A 16,483-nucleotide genomic window follows, 5' to 3' on the forward strand; every position below is an offset into this window, starting at 1 on the left:
TCATGCTCCCAGTCGCAGGTGAGATGGCCAGCCTTTCTCCGCCTACCTGGGGCAGCAACTGCTACACAGGCGCGGCGGACACCGGGCGCGGACACATCGCGGTCGCAACCCGGCAGTAGTCGACGGCTCGCCGCCTGGTAAGCAGCATGTCCAACACGCTCACGCCTCCGGCGGACACGGCCGGCCCGCGGCGCGGCGCCGTCCGCTCTGCGGATGATCGTGGCGTTCGGTAGGACACGTACCAGATGGTATTCACCGATGGGACCGCTGTCACCCGGCCGGATGGCACGGCACCCGTTGTCGGCTTATTTAGTAGGGAACTCAAGCCTGTCCACCGCCGCGCAGCACCAGGTCCAGGGCGCCCTGCAGATCAGCCTTGCGGGGCTGGCCCGACGCACGGCTCGCGATGCCGCCGCTGGCGTCGAGCACAAGAACAGTTGGCGTGGAGAGAACGTGCAGCCGCTTGGTGAGGTCCATCCGGTTGGCCGCGTCGATCTCGACGAAGGCCACGCCGTCGCGCTCGCCCGCCATCGTGGTGAGCAGTTCCCTTGTCGGCCCGCAGAAGGTGCAGAAATCGGTGGAGAACTGGACGAGGGTCGCCTGCCGCCCGAGCGGCGCACCCAGGTCGGCGGCGGTCAGCACGCCCGCGGCCGACGGGGCCTGGCGGAACTGGCCCTGGCGCCGGCGCAGCGCGAAGCCAGCCGCGGAAGACGCGACAAGGACAACCACTACCGCTATCAGGCCACCGAGCACGCATAGTGCAGCACCGCGATGGCCGGCGACTATTCCCAGCTTGCGCAGAATGCGTACCGAGTTAGTCGGCCTTGACCGCGATGGCACCCTTCTTGCCGACGGTGATCTGGAAGCTCTCCACGTCGTTAGCGTTCATCGCGGCGGACGCGGGGTACCAGACCGTGCCCTCGTCGTAGTCGGTCAGCCAGCTGCCGGCCAGGACCCGGTGCCCGGCGGCGTCGACCACCCACAGCTGGCAGTTGGTGCCGATGGGGATGCCGGTGACCTCGGTGTCGAGCTGGGTGCCCCAGCCCACCGACCGATACTTGACCGTCGCGGTCATCCCTGCCGAATGCCCTGTCACGGTCTCCCACGTGCCGCCCGCCCCGGACGTCACGCCCCCATTCTGCGCCGGGCTCAAGCCGAGACGCAGCCCGCCGAAGACGCCCACCGCGATGATCAGCGCGGCCGCCACGGTGAGGCTAGCACTCCACCACCGGCGCCGGCGCTGGCGCGCCGCCGTCAGGTCGAGCACGGTGGCGAGCAGCTCACGGGGCGGCTCGGCGTTCCTCGCCAGCCCGGCCCCGTTGGCGCCGCCATGGGGCGACTCGTCGGCGGCGAGCGCGAAGGCCTCCGCCGGGGACACCCTGGCGAGCAGGGCAGGCAGGCCGGCCAGGCTGGCGAGCTCGTCCCTGCAGTCCCTGCAGGTGGCCAGGTGCGCGTCGACGAGCGCGCGCTCCGCCGGATCAATGGCGCCGAGCACGTAGACACCGAGCGACAGCCTGGTCTCCGCACAGTCCATGGATCGGTGGAACTGGGGCGTCGCCCCTCCGGATGAATGTGTCATGGCGCAAGCCCCCTTTCCTGAAGAGCAAGCCTGAGCGCCTTCAGCGCGTAATACGTTCGCGACTTAACGGTCCCCGCCGGAATTCCCAGGGCTGCCGCCGCCTCGGCGACAGAACAGCCCCGGTAGTAGGTCTCGACGATGACCGACCGGTGATCGGGGCGCAGAGACGCCAGCGCCTCAGCGACCGCCCAGGACTCGAGCGTGCGATCGGCGTCGTCTTGCGCGGGCAGCGTGTCGAACGCTTCCTGCCCGGTCTCTGGTGGCCGGGACTGGCGCGCCCGGTAGGCGTCCACCGCGAGGTTGCGAGCCACGGCAAACAGCCAGGGGCGCGCGGGCCGGTCGGCAAGCGCCTCCGGATGCCGCCAGGCGCGCACCATGGTCTCTTGCACGAGGTCCTCCGCCTTCTGCCTGTCACCTCCGGTCAGGTGCAGGGTGTACCGAAGCAGGGCGCCGCCATGTTCGGCGTACAGCGCCCTGACAAAGGCATCGTCGGCCATGCGTTGGCCGCTGGCGGGTGCGGTGCTCGGCACATTAGGAAGAACGTCCGGATCGGGCGGCCGGTTCAACGGCGGCGAAACATCTCGCTGCCAGGGCTGACCGGGGTCGTTGCTCACGCTCAACCCATATACCGGGCCGGAGCGCCAGGAAGCAACCGCATCGAGTTGATCAGTTACCCCTTGTATTCCGAGTGTCGGGTGTGGCCGTCATCCGCCGGCGAACGGCGGCAGGACCTCGATGACCGCGCCCTCGCTGAGCACGATCGATTCTTTGTCCGCCTTACCCACTGGATCCGCGTTGACTAGGAACGACGATCTCGCCAGCACGGCCGCCAGGCGGCTGTCCGATGCCCTGCTCGCGACAACGGCGTTGAGGGCATCGCGAAGGGTTACCGCCTCCAGGGACTCCTCCGCCATCCCCGCGGCTTCCTTCGCAGCGGCCCAGTACCTGATGGTGATCTTGACCATGTGCGATATCCTCACTTCAACGGGACCTAGGGCGCTGTTGCCCCCGGGTCCCGTTTTGTTTATACAGGGTACTGATGGCGTTAATCGCGCCAGCAAGACTGGAGGTGGCATCGGTTGAGCGAGTTGCTGTTGGTGACCAGCGTCCTTGAGCCCTCGTCGGAGGTCCTGCCCGCGCTTGGCCTGCTGCTGCACTCCGTTCGCGTCCTCCCGGCCGACGCCTCCGCCCTTGTCGAGGCCCCGCCGACGGACGTCGTCCTTGTCGATGCACGCCGCGACCTCGCGCACGCGAAGAGCATCTGCCGCCTGCTGCACACCACGGGGCTTGACTGCCCCATGCTCGCCATCGTCACCGAGGGCGGCCTTGCCGCGATCAGCGCGGAGTGGAACGCTGACGACGTGATCTTGAACACGGCCGGCCCGGCCGAGGTGGAGGCCAGGCTCAGGCTTGCCATCGGCCGCCGCGCCCTGCGCACCGCCGCGGACACGCCGGACGAGATCAGGTCCGGGGACCTGGCCATTGACGAGGCGACCTACTCGGCGCGGCTGCGCGGCCGCGTGCTCGACCTCACGTTCAAGGAGTTCGAGCTGCTCAAGTTCCTTGCGCAGCACCCTGGCCGTGTGTTCACCAGGGCGCACCTCCTGCAGGAGGTATGGGGATACGACTACTTCGGTGGCACCAGGACAGTAGACGTACACGTACGGCGGCTGCGCGCCAAGCTCGGTCCCGAGCACGAGGCGCTGATCGGCACGGTCAGGAACGTTGGGTACCGCTTCGTGCCGGTGAAGGGCGCTCCCGAGGACAGGGAAAGCGCCGACCTGCTCGCGTCCGATGCCGCGATCGCGGCGGAGCGGTGATCGACTCCCCGGTCACCATTACGGAGGGCAGCCTCGCGCCCTCTTCGGTCACCGAGGTGCTGTCCCTGGTCAGCGCCGCGCACGCGGCCGACGGCTTCGCGCCGCTGTCAGAGGATGCCCTGCTCCATGTCAGGCACCCCAGCGCCGACGGCACCAGGGACTTCCAGCTCAGGCTGGCCGGCGGCACGCTCGGCGGTTACTCGCAGCTGGCCCTGGCCGAGGCCGAGGGCGAGGCCGGCGGAGACTCGCCCGGTGAAGAGTGGAGCGGTGAACTCGTCATCCACCCCGGCCACCGCAACCAGGGCCTGGGGACCGCCCTGGCCGGCGCGCTGACTGGCGGCGATGACGGACGCGACATCCGGATCTGGGCGCACGGCGACCTGCCTGCCGCCGCCGCGCTCGCGAAATCAGCGGGTTTCGCGCGCATTCGCTCGCTTTATCAGATGCGGATGAGCCTGGCGGGCGCGGCGCTTCCCGAGCCGGTCTTCCCAGCCGGGGTGACGGTGCGCACCTTCCGCCCCGGCCAGGACGAGGAGGCATGGCTTGGGGTCAACGGGCGCGCATTCGCCCACCATCCCGAGCAGGGCTCGTGGACCAGGCAGGACATCGACCTGCGCGAGGCAGAGCCGTGGTTCGATCCAGACGGCTTCTTTCTCGCCGAGCGGGACGGCGAACTGGCCGGATTCCACTGGACGAAGGTGCACGCGAATGGCGGCGAAGGCGGCACGCCGATCGGCGAGGTCTACGTAGTAGGTGTCGATCCCGGCCGGCAGGGCGGCGGTCTTGGCAGGGCGCTGACCCTCGTCGGACTAACGCACCTGCGACGGCTCGGACTTGATGCGGTGCTTCTTTACGTGGACGAATCCAACACCGCCGCCGTCCGCATGTACGCGGGACTCGGATTCACCCGCTGGTCAACCGACGTGATGTACCAGCACCCGGGCTAAGAGGCCCTGCGGTGCCTGATACCTAGCGCCTCGTCGAGCTCCCGCTCGGAGAGCGGACCGTCGCTCGCGGCGACCGCGGTGAGCACCTCGGCGTAGAGTTCGATCTCGCCAAGCGCTACGTCATCGTGAACACGAAGATCGACTTGCATGGGAATCGTGCTCACCTCCTTGGCCGCGGCACCGCCGCGCGCTGACCGGGAACTCGCTGCCCCGCCCTTCAGGCTACGTCGCGACACCATTCCTCCGCATGACCCATCGGGGCCATTCGCAGACCACCCTTGAGTACGTTTTACCCGGATTGACGGTAACGATTCCGCCTTGTAGCAGCGGAAATGTTCAGGTTCTGATAACGGACATCAGTCACATCTAAGAACTGGTGCCGCCATGACGACAACAGCCCTCGTGGCACCATATGTACCTTTATAGTGCGGAAGATCACTTAATGTCCGCATATCGTAGTGTAACCACTTGACTACAGCTTACGTGACGACTTGCCCGGGCGCCACGGCCCTTGAGCAGCGGATCTGCCTCCCGGCCCGGGAATGCCGAGCCGGGCCGGGAATGGCACGCGATTGGGTGGTACGGAACTGGGTATGGCCTACCACGGCTTAGTCACAAGAATTCCATCAGCCGCATAACTCACTTTTCTCTACTTCCGTACCAAGTCAAGTCGGGATATAACGGGATACTCGACCGTTCCGGTTGCGGGGCCTCCCGGGAGAAGAGTCAGATGGTAACTTGCACGACGCTTCACGCTGGTGCCGCACCCGATGCGCCCGGCCGCCTGCTGGCGCTCCCGATAATCCGGGCGAGCCCACCACCAGGCCCGGCCACCGTTAGACTCCGGACAACGTCCCCGCAGACCTCACAGGACCCAAGATTCTCGTGATGCCATGAATGAAAACAGTGACCTCCTGCCCAACCTGCTGCACGAAGAGTTCGAGATGCAGATGCGCGGCTACAGCCGCCGCCAGGTTGACGACTTCGTAGCGCGCCGCAACAACGAGATCCGCGAACTCGAGCAGCGGCTTGCCAGGACCCTTGACGAGTCCGAGCACCTGCGCCGCGAGCTCTCCACCGTGCGCCAGCAGGCGCTCTCCGGCAGGCCAGCGCACGAGGAGGTCAGCGAGCGGATCGCGCAGATCCTCAAGCTGGCGGACGACGAGGCGAAGGCCCAGAAGAACAAGGCCGACGACGACATCGCCAAGCAGCGCTCCGATGCGCAGCAGGAGTCGGAAAGGGTCCGCGCCGAGGCGCGGGAGCAGGCCGAACGGATGCTGACGGCGGCACAGGAACAGGCCGAGCGGACCATCTCGGCCGCGCGCAACGACGCGGACAAGACCCGAACCGCCGCGCGGACCGAGGCCGACCGGCTGACCAGCGACACGCAGCGGAAGTCGGACGCCGCCGTCGCCCAGGCCAAGGCTCAGGCCAAGAGGCTCCTCGACGAGGCCACGGCCCGTGCGACCGCGATCCACGACGGCGCCGAGCGCAGGCTCAACCTGCTCAGCACCAGGCACGCGGAAACGGTGCGGCGGCTGACCGACATCCTGGACGGCGTGCAGGGCCTGGTGGCCGCTGAGGCCGCGCGGATGTCGCTCGAGGAAGAGGTCAACCAGTCGGTCAGCAAGGCGGTCGGCCTCGCGGAGGCCGCCGAGGCTGCCGCCGCGCCAGAGGAGGACGGCCCGCAGGACGACTCCGACCTCGCCCATATGGCACCGCCCCCACCGGAGACGGTCGCGAACGGCTCGGTCGCACCGCCGCGCGGCGAGGACGTCCGGCCGCCAGTTCCCGGCCGGCCCGGGCTGACGAGCCGGCTCGGCCCGCCCGTCCCCGACACCGACCCGATCGACGGGGCCCCGATGGGCCGCCCAGGCCCGACCCCGCCGCCGCCCATGGGCAGCGGACACGGTCCGGCCCGGATGGGCGCGGGGCCGCAGGACATGGCGCCCCGTCAGCCGATGCCGATGCCCTCGGGCAACCCGGTGAGCGGACTCGGCGACCCGTTCGGTAGCGAGATGGGCCGCGGCAACGGCTTCGTCGACCCGGACGAGCCCCCAACCGAGGGCCTCCGCCTCTTGCAGTGATCATCGTTTGCTGGGCGCCCGATGGCAGAAAACGCCATCGTATCGGGTGCCCAGCAAACGAATATCTTCCGGGGGACGACCCCCCGTACCCCCCGATGTCCGCGCTAACGCGCGGACAAGAGCTTGCGTCAGTAGCCGTTCCCGTCGCGGGTGATCGGCGGAGTCACGAACCCGTTCGGGATGATGGTCTTAGGGACGCGTGGCGGGGTCGGCGAGGGTGTCCAGGCGCTTGAGTATGACGCCCTCGCGCAGCGCCCATGGGCAGATCTCCAGCTGGGTGATCCCCATCAGGTCCATGACGGCGTCCGCCACGATCGCGCCGGCGGGCATCTGGGCGGCTCGTCCCTCGGATACGCCAGGAATCCTGGCGCGTTCCGAGCTGTCCAGCTCGGACAGCCGCTTCGCCCACAGCTTCACGTCGCTGTGCAGGAGGTACCGCTTCGCGAAGAAGCCCTCGCTCGACGGCGCGGCCCCGGCGATCCTGGCCAGCTGCCTGAAGGTCTTCGACGTGCCTACGGCGTGATCGGCGGCCCCGCCGCGGCGCAGCCCGCCCGCGGCACGCGCGATCTCCGCCCGCACGTGCTTGCGCAGCGCGCGCACCTCGTCCGGAGTCGGTCGGTCGGCGGCGAACCATTCCCTGGTCAGCCGTCCGGCGCCGAGCGGCAGCGACATCACGCCCTCGGCCTCCTCGTCAGGTCCCGTGGCGATCTCGAGCGAGCCACCGCCGATGTCGACGACGAGCAGCCGCCCCGACGACCAGCCGTACCAGCGTCGCGCGGCGAGGAAGGTGAGCCGCGCCTCGTTCTCTCCCGACAGGACCCGGATGCGGGCTCCGGTGCTGCCCTCGATGCGCGCGAGCACCTCGTCGCTGTTGCCCGCGTCCCTGACCGCGGAGGTCGCGAAGGCGATGAAATCCTCCACGCCCTTGTCCTCCGCGATCCGCAGCGCCTCCTCGACCACATCGGTCAGCTGCGCCTCGCCGACCCGCGACAGGTTGCCGCTCCGGTCCAGATGGGCGGCGAGAGACAGGTCGAACCGGCGGGAGAAGGCCGGGAGCGGACGCGCACCCGGATGGGCATCGACGACCAGCATGTGCACGGTATTCGAGCCGACGTCGAGAACCCCAAGTCGCATAACTCGTAAAGTACCCGCTCATGAGGCCGCCTCGCTGGCGCTCGGAGTCCGCATTCGCGGACGCACTGTGCTTACCGATTCGCTCGCAAGCTCGCTCATGAGTGCCACCTGATTCCCGGTGATCACCAAGTCATCGGGTACCGTCGCCCTCATGCGCAACGGCGAAGTGTCTTACTGGTGGCAGGCCCGCGGCGGTTTCCCGGCCCGGCGCCCCTCGCTCCCCGGCCCGCTCGACGCGGACGTGTGCATCGTCGGCGGCGGTTACACCGGCCTTTGGACCGCGTACTACCTGGCCGGGCTGCGGCCTGACTGGACGATCGTGGTCCTCGAGGCCGTGTTCGCGGGCTATGGGGCATCGGGACGGAACGGCGGCTGGGTGACGTCGGAAATGCCCGGCTCGCGGGAGCGGTTCGCGAAGGCCGCGAGCGGTGCCGCCGGGGTGCGGGCATTCGAAGCCGCACTGCGATCGACCGTGGACGAGGTCGGCCGGGTGTGCGAGACCGAGTCCATCGACTGCGACTTCTTCAAGGGCGGCACGCTTTCCGTCGCGACCACCCCGTCCCAGCTCGCCCGGCTGCGCGCCGGCCTAGCCGGGATCAGGGAGTGGGGCGACGGCGAGGACGTGTACCAGTTCCTGTCCGGCGAGGAGACTAGGGAACGTATCAACGTCGCAGGCGCACTCGGCGGTCTCTACGCTCCAGCGAGCGCGCGGGTCCAGCCGGCCAAGCTCGTGGCGGGCATCGCCGCGGCGGCGGAGCGCCGCGGCGTGCAGATCTACGAGGCGACGCCGGTGACGCGAATCGATCCCGCCGACGCGTCCTCGGGTGTCGCGGCCGGGGCGGTCGCGAGGACCAGGTTCGGCGACGTCCGCGCCCGCTCGGTGCTGCGCTGCACCGAGGGGTACACGGCCGCGCTGCCCGGGCTGCGGCGGGCACTGCTGCCGATGAACAGCCACATGGTGGTTACCGAGCCGCTCGGTGACGCGGCCTGGCAGGAGATCGGCTGGCGCGGCTACGAGACGCTTGGCGACCAGGCGCACGCGTACATGTACGCGCAGCGGACCGCGGACGGCAGGATCGCGCTCGGCGGGCGCGGCGTCCCGTACCGGTTTGCCTCCGCGACCGATCATCTCGGTGAGACCGACCCGTCGACCGTGGCCGCGCTGACCAAGGTGCTGCGGCGGATGTTCCCCGCGGCGGCGAGCGCACGGATCGACCACGCGTGGTGCGGCGTGCTCGGCGTGCCGCGCGACTGGTGCGCGTCGGTGACCTACAACCCGGCGTCGGGACTCGGCTGGGCGGGCGGTTACACCGGGGTTGGGGTCGCAGCTTCCAACCTCGCGGGCCGCACTCTCGCCGACCTGGTGACCGGGGAGAAGTCGCCGCTGACCGAGCTGCCCTGGGTTGGGCACCGGAGCAGGGCATGGGAGCCGGAGCCCGCGCGCTGGACGGGCGTGCACGGGCTCTACACCCTGTACCGGCTGGCCGACCGGCTCGAGTCGGCCGCACCCGGCGATCAGGCGAGCGACACGCGGGTCAGGCTCGGCGAGGCACTCGGCCGTGTCGGCGACGCGATCTCCGGCATTCCGCATTAAAGGCATGTCTAAAAAGTCCCATGCATGCTTGGTCATCCCGCCTGCGAGGCATAACTCCACAGGCCTTTGAACTGGACCGGCCCGTACTTTTTAGGACATGCCTTCCGAACGGCCGGCTTGACTGGTCGGCGAAACTGAGTGATGTGCCTGGCATGAGCGAAAACGACCCACCGCAGGCGCCTCACGTGCCACCGGGCGATCCGGCGGCACCCGAGGTCATCGACAGCATCCGGACGCTGCACACGAGGATCGACGAGCTGCACCAGATGGTGGCGCAGCGTCTCGAGGCACAGGGCGTGCACGCGGGCGGGTGGCTGCACGAGCACCCCGGCGCGCTCCACCCGCGCTCCATCGCGCCCGCGTGGCGACGGGTGACCCAGGGCGAGATTCGCTGGCCCGTCACGATCACTGTGGCGGCGGCCATCGCGCTCCAGGTGGCGGTGCCGGGCCGGCTGGTGCTTCTCAGGCCAACGTGGATCCTGCCCGCGGTGCAGGGCGCGCTGCTCATCGCGCTCGTTGCCGCCAACCCGCACCGGATCGACAGGCAGTCGACGATGCTGCGGACGCTGAGCCTGTTCCTGGCGGCGCTGCTAACCTTCGCCAACATCTGGTCGGTGGCCAAGCTGGCCGTCGACATCACCAGGGGCGACATGGGCGGCAGCCCAGGCCAGCTGCTCATCACCGGCGGCTCCATCTGGCTGACCAATGTCGTCGTGTTCGGCCTGTGGTACTGGGAGTTCGACCGCGGCGGCCCGGTCGCCCGTGCGCTCAACCTGAAGGGCAGGTACCCGGACTTCCAGTTCCCGCAGATGACCAGCCCGCCGGAGATGGTGCCGCCGGACTGGGAACCGGCCTTCCTCGACTACTTCTACCTGGCGTTCACCAACGCCTCGGCGTTCAGCCCGACCGACGTGATGCCCATGTCGCGATGGGCGAAGGTGGCGATGACAGTGCAGTCGGTCATCTCGATCGTGACTGTCGCCCTCGTCGTATCGCGCGCGGTCAACATCCTGCCGGGCACCTGACGGCTGCTTCCGCTCGGTGATCTTCCGGCGTAACCTGCATGTCATGCTGCTCCCCACGTCACTGGTTGGAAGCTATCCACAGCCTGACTGGCTCATCGACAGGGGCCGTCTCGCCGGTCGCTTCCCACCGCGGGTCAGGGCTCGCGAGCTCTGGCGCATCGAGCCCGAGTTCCTCGCCGAGGCGCAGGACGATGCCACCCTGCTAGCCATCCGCGCCCAGGAGGACGCCGGACTCGACATCATCACCGACGGCGAGATCCGCAGGGAGAGCTACTCCAACCGGTTCGCGACCGCCCTCGACGGGGTGGACATCGACAATCCGGGCACCGCCCTCGACCGCAGCGGGCACCCGAACCCGGTGCCACGCGTGACCGGACCGATCCGCCGCAGGCATCCGGTTGAGGTCGCCGACGTGAAGTTCCTGCGGGAGCACACGTCGCGGACCATCAAGATCACCGTGCCCGGCCCGTTCACCATGTCGCAGCAGGCGCAGGACGACTACTACGGGTCGCGGGAAGCACTCGCGTTCGGCTACGCGGAGGCGGTGAACGAGGAGATCAGGGACCTGTTCGCGGCGGGCGCCGACATCGTGCAGCTGGACGAGCCGTACCTGCAGGCCCGGGCCGGCGAGGCCGCGCAGTACGGGGTAAAGGTGATCAACCGCGCGCTCGACGGGGTGACCGGGCTCGGCACCACCGCGCTGCACCTCTGCTTCGGCTACGCGGCGATCATTCACGAGCGCCCGGCCGGGTACTCCTTCCTGCCCGAGCTCGCGGCGTGCGACGTCGAGCAGATCTCCATTGAGACGGCGCAGTCCGGCCTCGACTGCTCCGTGCTCAGCTCGCTCGAGGGCAAGACGATCATTCTCGGCGTGATCGACCTGTCCGACCCCGCCGTGGAAACGCCAGAGATCGTCGCGGAGCGCGTGCGGCGAGCGCTGCCCTACGTGCCGGCGTCGAAGATCGTGATCGCGACGGACTGCGGGATGAAGTACATACCGCGGGCGACCGCGGACGGCAAGATGGCCGCCATGACCGCCGCGGCCGCACAGCTGCGCGCCGAGCTCGGCTGAGTTCCTTCCCGCCTTACCGGCCGCCGGGCCCCATCGGGTCCGGCGGCCGGTTCGGTGCGTACGGGTTGGGCACGGCACGGAACGACCCGGTGTTGCGCAGCACCCGCGACGCGCCGGTGATCCGGGTGGTATCCACCGGGCTGGTCGCGCCGGTCGGGACGAAGGCATCCTCGGCCGGGAGCGGGATGCCGGTGGTGTTGCGGGGCAGGACCGTGCCGACGAGCTCCGGCTCGCTGCGCCGCCGCCGCAACGGCGGTGCGTCCGTCTTGACGGCAGCAAGGTAATCGTCGGCGGACGACTCCGGCTCGGTGCCGTCGCCGTGCCGGGGCGCGCGCCAGCGGGACGGGATGCACATCGGCAGCACCATGACGACTCCGGCGGCAGTCAGCAGGCCGTTGCAGAGCAGTGCCTGCCAGCCCGCGCCGAACGCCTGGGTGCGCAGCGGTATCAGGTCAACCGCGCGCTGGACGCTGACCAGGTAGAGGCCGGTCCAGGCGAGAAGCAGCAGGCCGGGAAGTCCCACGGCGAGTGGCGAGAGCCGGCGGATGATGACGAGCAGGCCGGCCAGCAGGCCGGTGGCCACCACCGCCGCCAGGGCGAGCAGTGCGGAGCTGTTCGACAGCAAGGACCCGCCACCGGCCGGCAGCGCACTCGACTGACCCGGTAGCGCCGTCGGGTTGAGCAGCTCGTGGTAACCCCATGCGCCCGCGAAGAACATAACCGCGGTCAAGACGATAGCCAGGGCGGTCCCGTAGAGATGTCTCACGTCCTCCCCTTCCTCCCCTGTAGCTCAAGTCCCCCGCGCACTTTGATCACAGATCCATAAACGTCACATCGCTTGACTACGTTACAGCCGACAAAAGCCCGGCGAGCGGCATTGCGGGAGGAAAGGGCGTGCACGCGGTTGCGCGGACCGCCGCAACTCCGTTATGTCGCGCAGGGCGGCGGCGATCTCCCACTCGTGCCACCGCAGCGTGCTCTCGGCCACGATCTCGGACAGGTCCGCCTCGTCAGGTCCATACCTGCGGGTTGTCACCCGGGGAGGATGATCCCGAGACGGGGCCGAGTACTTAGCCTCCGTCTAGTGGTGTCCCTGGCATCAGGCAGATGGGAGGAACGCGGAGCAGCATGTCGCGAATACCGGGCAGCGTGCGTGAATCCATCGCCGTTCCAGACGTGATCACCTCCCCGTTCGGAGATCTGACTTTCTTCGACGGAGTGCCGAGCCTGGAGTCGGTGGACACCATCTACGACCTGCTTGACCTGATCCGCGGCATCGAGGTCTACCTCAACACCATCCCAGGCGCGTCCCTTGTCGCCATGCGCGCCGGGTTTCGCAGCGTCGGCATGGACGGATCGAGGGTGCTCGGCTACACCGCGCCCCGGGCGAACTCCGGCAGCTTCTTCCTGACCGCGAACACCGAGACCACCTACGGTTCGATGTTCCTCGACCTGAAGGCGGACGGGCCCACGGTCATCGAGAACCCGCCGAACTCGCTGTGCGTCCTCGATGACTTCTGGTTCCGCTACGTCGCCGACCTCGGGCTGGCCGGCCCGGACAACGGCGCCGGCGGCAAGTACCTGCTGCTGCCGCCCGGCTACGACGGTGGCGTGCCTGCCGGGTACTTCGCCTGCCGCACCAGCACCTACACCAACTGGCTGGTGGTGCGGGCGCTCGGCGGCGTGGACGACATCGTCAAGACCCGGGTCTACCCGCTGGCCCAGGCGGGCGCGCCGCCGAAGATGAGCTACCTCAATATCGCGGGCAAGAAGCAGAACACGGTGCACGCCAACGACTTCTCCTTCTACGAGGAGATCAACACGCTGATCCAGGAGGAGCCGGCCGACGCGCTCGACGCGGAACGCGCCGGTCAGTGCGCCGCCATCGGCATCGTCAAGGGCCAGCCGTTCGCGCCGGACAAGCGGATGCGCCGCATCCTGTCGCAGGCGGCGCCGCTTGGCGCGGCGGCCGCCAGAGCCATCACCTACAAGCCACGGGACCCGGCCGCCTACCGGTATCCCGGCAGCAACTGGCTCAACGCCTTCGTCGGCGGCAGCTACGAGTTCCTGCGCAACCACGCCCGGCTGCTCGACGCCCGGGCCCAGTTCCACTACTTCGCCACGGTCATCACGCCGGCCATGGCCGCCGCCACCCCGGGCACCGGGTCCGCGTACGCCTACACCGCGATGGACGCCAACGGCAACTGGCTCGACGGCGGCTTGTCCTATCAGCTCACGTTTCCGCCGGACATACCGGCGCAGAACTTCTGGTCCGTCGACGTGTACGACACGCAGACCCGCTCGCTGCTCGAGACCGACAACCCCTACCCCTCCGTGATGAGCATCGGCGGCACGGTGCGGGCCAACGACGACGGCAGCACCACGCTGTACTTCGGGCCCGACGCTCCTGAGGGCAGGCAGTCGAACTGGGTGCAGACCGTGCCAGGCAAGTCCTGGTTCGCCATCTTGCGGCTCTACGGACCGCTCCAGGCCTGGTTCGACAAGACCTGGCGTCCCGGCGAGATAGAACCGCGCTAAGTGTCGAGCGGTGCCTTGCTTGGGCCGGCCGCTGCGCGCGCTGCTTCCTCGACGCGCTGGCGGTAGGCGCTCCACCAGGCGGCTTCGTCCGAGGGCAGGTTGGGCCGGTCAGCGGTGAGCCCGGCCGTCCCGTCGATGAGCTCGCGGATGATGTCCGCGTGCCCGGCGTGCTGGCCGGTCTCGGCGATCACCCGGACAAGGACATGGTGGAGCGTGACCTCGTTGCGGTCGGCCGGCCACCACGGCACGCGACCGATGGCGTCGAGATCGAGTGCCTCGATGGTGGCATCGGAATGCGCCCATGCCCGCCGGTACAGGCCCGTGATGAACTCGCGCGATTCACCCGGCGTCGCGAACATGTCGGAGTTCGGGTCCGACTCATCCCAGGGAAGCTCGCCCGCGAAGGGCCGGCCGAAGGTATCGCCGAAGTACCCGATCTCCACGCCGGCCAGGTGCTTGACCAGGCCAAGGAGATTGGTCCCCGTCGGCACCATCGGGCGGCGCACGTCATATTCGGACAGACCCTCGAGTTTCCACAGCACCGACCCGCGTGTTTCCCGCAGGTAGCGGCGGAGGTCGGCTTTGCGATCAGACTCGGCCATGAGACTAGGCTGCCATATTCGGCGACCCGGAGAGTCCTGCCATGATGGCCGGATGTCTTTCGTATTGCGCGCAGCGACCATCGACGACGTTGACGGACTCCTTTCGATGTGGCAGGAGGCGGCTGGGAACGCTGGCCGCCCGGCCGACACCCGCCAGGCCGTGACGACCCTGCTTGGCCGCGACCCGGAGGCGCTGATCCTCGCCGAGCAGGACGGCGAGCTGATCGGTTCGATCATCGCTGGATGGGATGGCTGGCGCTGCCACCTGTACCGGCTCGCGGTCCGGCCCGACTGGCGACGCAAGGGTGTCGCGTCCGCGCTGCTGCGGGCCGCCGAAGATAGATTCAAGTGTCTCGGAGCAAGCCGGGCCGATGCGATGGTGCTCGATGACAATGATCTCGGCCAGAACCTGTGGCGGGCCAGCGGGTACAGCAGGCAGGACGACTGGCGCCGCTGGATGAAGACGATCTGAAGCCGCGGTTAGCTCTTGCTGCTCGCCGGGCAGGAGACCGGGGCTTGGAACTCCGGATGGGCACCGGGGGTCTGGTCGGTGAACCGGCAGCCGAACAGCGGCGATGAGACCGCCCGCGGGTCGAGGATGTTGTCGCCGGCGGGCCGCTTCCCGGTGTGGATCCACGAGACGAGGGCGGAGAACGCCGACGACAGCTCGCTGGTCGTGTAACCGCAGTGCGTGACTTCGCGGATGGCCCGGCCCACGAACAGGCGCCCCTGGCCGTGCACCACCATCATGGCGTCGTACTGCTGATCCATGGAGAACGGAACGAACAGGTCGCCGATACCGTGAACCGACAGCACAGGGATTCCCGGGTTGCCGTGGATCGCCGGCAGTTCCGCGGGCGACAGGGCGTCGGCCGAGGAGGTCGCCGTGACCGGTACCCGCAGCACGGCGCGGTTGAGCGCGATCTCCTGTGGAAGGTCAAACAGCGGCTGGTCGCTGAACGTGTAGAACGTGTGCTCGTTGCCCACCACGCTCCCGTTCGCGAAGCCGAGGGTGCCGCCGCTGGTCCCGGGGTAGAGGCCGAACAGGAACGGGACCTGGGTCAGCGGCGGGAACCCGAAACTGTTCCAGTAGTCGAGAGCGCTGGTGAAACCGGGACGGGTACCGCCGGACAGCTGCTCCACGGTGTCTGCCCACAGTGTCCCGGTACTGGTCAGGTTGGTGCTGAACGTCTGGCCGCCGGTGGCCGGGTTGGGCGTAATCCCCAGGGCGGGCAACTCGGACTCCGCTGCGGCCTGGTACGCGGGCGCGTACGCCTGGCCGGCTGCCAGCGTCGTCGGATAGCTGATCGTCGTCCCGGTGAGGGCCGCGGCAGTGACGTTGGCGCCGAGGAAATAGTTGAACAGGTTGTTGCCCGCTAGCACCCCGCAGTAGGGCATCGCGCCGACGAAGTCGCCCTTGTACGCCTCAATCTCGGCCGTTGTGATCTCGCCGCCCATCGACAGGCCGCTCATGATCACCTGCCGGGCGCGCAGTCTGGTGATCGACGGGAACGCCTTCAGCAGGTCGTGCGTGTCCACGACGCCGTCGCCCGGGTCGTAGCCGTTCATCGCGTAGCTCGATGCCGCCCAGGCGAACCCGTTGTCGACGAAGTACTGGCGCAGCTGGGGTTCATCGACCCACACCTCGGTGCCGTTCCCCCGGTAACCGTGGGCGAACATCACGAGCGTCCCGTTCCAGTTAGGCGGAACCTCTACTCGGTAGGCGCCGCCATCGGCGGCGATGCCCGTCCAGACGTGGGACAGCTGGCCGCTGCCGTTGGCGATCGGGCCAAACGGCGCGACGTAGGCCGCACCGGTGAACTCACACGCCGGGTCGGCGATCTGAACGCCGGGGACCATGGCGCTTGGCGTGGTGACACAGCTACTGGGGCTGAACGCCATCCCGGCGGCCTGGGCCGCCCTGGACCAGCCGGCGAACGACCCTAGGAGCATGAGGCTGCCCGTAGCGATCGCGAGGATGAGGCGGCGGGGGTGAGAGCGAGCCGGCATTGGCATTCCTCCGAGATGGCAGTGCGCTATGCGTAGCTTGCTCTCGTGTTACACAAGGTTCAAGACGGCCACAAG

The 16,483-nt window shown here is 68.7% G+C and carries 18 protein-coding genes; 8 read left to right on the plus strand and 10 right to left on the minus strand.

The window, feature by feature from the left end; translation table 11 throughout:
• Positions 1-321: 321 nt before the first annotated feature.
• From EAS64_RS28855 to EAS64_RS28870, 4 genes are all read right to left on the minus strand, one after another.
• Positions 322-729 carry a TlpA family protein disulfide reductase gene (locus EAS64_RS28855; protein WP_246115908.1) on the minus strand — a complete coding sequence of 136 codons (408 nt, stop codon included), beginning with the start codon at positions 727-729 and terminating at the stop codon, positions 322-324.
• Positions 730-814: 85 nt separating this feature from the next.
• A complete protein-coding gene (locus EAS64_RS45100; protein ID WP_222849693.1) occupies positions 815-1,534 on the minus strand; it encodes an anti-sigma factor family protein in 720 nt (239 codons plus the stop codon).
• A 41-nt stretch (positions 1,535-1,575) separates the two neighbouring features.
• Positions 1,576-2,193, minus strand: coding sequence for a sigma-70 family RNA polymerase sigma factor (locus EAS64_RS28865; protein WP_439333629.1), 618 nt, complete (start codon positions 2,191-2,193; stop codon positions 1,576-1,578).
• 90 nt (positions 2,194-2,283) lie between these two features.
• Complete coding sequence (locus EAS64_RS28870) at positions 2,284-2,544, minus strand: MoaD/ThiS family protein (protein ID WP_145858178.1); 261 nt, start codon at positions 2,542-2,544, stop codon at positions 2,284-2,286.
• 114 nt (positions 2,545-2,658) lie between these two features.
• Between EAS64_RS28870 and EAS64_RS45105 the strand changes: the two genes are divergently transcribed.
• Both EAS64_RS45105 and mshD read left to right on the plus strand, forming a co-directional pair.
• Positions 2,659-3,399, plus strand: a complete 741-nt coding sequence (locus EAS64_RS45105; RefSeq protein ID WP_222849694.1) for a response regulator transcription factor — start codon at positions 2,659-2,661, stop codon at positions 3,397-3,399.
• The gene (gene mshD / locus EAS64_RS28885; protein ID WP_222849763.1) at positions 3,399-4,346 is read left to right on the plus strand and encodes a mycothiol synthase; all 948 of its coding nucleotides are present in this window, start codon (positions 3,399-3,401) and stop codon (positions 4,344-4,346) included. The genes EAS64_RS45105 and mshD overlap by 1 nt, the downstream gene beginning before the upstream one ends.
• On the opposite strand, the gene EAS64_RS43895 is transcribed toward mshD, so the two are convergent.
• The gene (locus EAS64_RS43895) at positions 4,343-4,495 is read right to left on the minus strand and encodes a hypothetical protein (RefSeq protein ID WP_222849695.1); all 153 of its coding nucleotides are present in this window, start codon (positions 4,493-4,495) and stop codon (positions 4,343-4,345) included. The genes mshD and EAS64_RS43895 overlap by 4 nt on opposite strands.
• Before the next feature lie 744 nt (positions 4,496-5,239).
• On the opposite strand from EAS64_RS43895, the gene EAS64_RS28890 reads away from it, so the two are divergent.
• The gene (locus EAS64_RS28890; protein ID WP_145858187.1) at positions 5,240-6,433 is read left to right on the plus strand and encodes a DivIVA domain-containing protein; all 1,194 of its coding nucleotides are present in this window, start codon (positions 5,240-5,242) and stop codon (positions 6,431-6,433) included.
• A gap of 189 nt (positions 6,434-6,622) precedes the next feature.
• Here the strand turns inward: EAS64_RS28890 and EAS64_RS28895 are convergent, their stop codons facing one another.
• Positions 6,623-7,567 (minus strand): Ppx/GppA family phosphatase, encoded by a 945-nt coding sequence (locus tag EAS64_RS28895; RefSeq protein ID WP_145858189.1) that lies wholly within the window; start codon positions 7,565-7,567, stop codon positions 6,623-6,625.
• A gap of 151 nt (positions 7,568-7,718) precedes the next feature.
• Between EAS64_RS28895 and EAS64_RS28900 the strand changes: the two genes are divergently transcribed.
• From EAS64_RS28900 to EAS64_RS28910, 3 genes are all read left to right on the plus strand, one after another.
• Positions 7,719-9,161 (plus strand): NAD(P)/FAD-dependent oxidoreductase, encoded by a 1,443-nt coding sequence (locus EAS64_RS28900; protein ID WP_145858191.1) that lies wholly within the window; start codon positions 7,719-7,721, stop codon positions 9,159-9,161.
• Positions 9,162-9,313: 152 nt separating this feature from the next.
• Entirely contained in the window at positions 9,314-10,186 is an 873-nt protein-coding gene (locus tag EAS64_RS28905; RefSeq protein ID WP_222849696.1) for a hypothetical protein, read from the plus strand.
• A 43-nt stretch (positions 10,187-10,229) separates the two neighbouring features.
• Positions 10,230-11,258: a uroporphyrinogen decarboxylase family protein gene (locus EAS64_RS28910; protein ID WP_145858193.1), complete on the plus strand. Its 1,029-nt coding sequence runs from the start codon at positions 10,230-10,232 to the stop codon at positions 11,256-11,258.
• Between the two features lie 13 nt (positions 11,259-11,271).
• On the opposite strand, the gene EAS64_RS28915 is transcribed toward EAS64_RS28910, so the two are convergent.
• Together EAS64_RS28915 and EAS64_RS28920 are read right to left on the minus strand one after the other, a co-directional pair.
• A complete protein-coding gene (locus EAS64_RS28915; protein ID WP_145858195.1) occupies positions 11,272-12,024 on the minus strand; it encodes a hypothetical protein in 753 nt (250 codons plus the stop codon).
• Between the two features lie 81 nt (positions 12,025-12,105).
• The gene (locus EAS64_RS28920) at positions 12,106-12,294 is read right to left on the minus strand and encodes a hypothetical protein (RefSeq protein ID WP_145858197.1); all 189 of its coding nucleotides are present in this window, start codon (positions 12,292-12,294) and stop codon (positions 12,106-12,108) included.
• A gap of 113 nt (positions 12,295-12,407) precedes the next feature.
• Here EAS64_RS28920 and EAS64_RS28925 point away from each other — a divergent pair, with 113 nt between their 5' ends.
• Complete coding sequence (locus EAS64_RS28925; protein WP_222849697.1) at positions 12,408-13,796, plus strand: DUF1254 domain-containing protein; 1,389 nt, start codon at positions 12,408-12,410, stop codon at positions 13,794-13,796.
• Here the strand turns inward: EAS64_RS28925 and EAS64_RS28930 are convergent.
• A complete protein-coding gene (locus EAS64_RS28930) occupies positions 13,793-14,398 on the minus strand; it encodes a DinB family protein (protein ID WP_145858199.1) in 606 nt (201 codons plus the stop codon). The genes EAS64_RS28925 and EAS64_RS28930 overlap by 4 nt on opposite strands.
• A gap of 52 nt (positions 14,399-14,450) precedes the next feature.
• On the opposite strand from EAS64_RS28930, the gene EAS64_RS28935 reads away from it, so the two are divergent.
• Entirely contained in the window at positions 14,451-14,870 is a 420-nt protein-coding gene (locus EAS64_RS28935; RefSeq protein WP_145858201.1) for a GNAT family N-acetyltransferase, read from the plus strand.
• Between the two features lie 8 nt (positions 14,871-14,878).
• Here the strand turns inward: EAS64_RS28935 and EAS64_RS28940 are convergent, their stop codons facing one another.
• Positions 14,879-16,408, minus strand: coding sequence for an alpha/beta hydrolase family protein (locus tag EAS64_RS28940; protein WP_145858203.1), 1,530 nt, complete (start codon positions 16,406-16,408; stop codon positions 14,879-14,881).
• Positions 16,409-16,483: the final 75 nt, after the last annotated feature.

Origin of the sequence: Trebonia kvetii, from assembly GCF_007827045.1 — a bacterium.
GTDB classification, from domain to species: domain Bacteria; phylum Actinomycetota; class Actinomycetes; order Streptosporangiales; family Streptosporangiaceae; genus Trebonia; species Trebonia kvetii.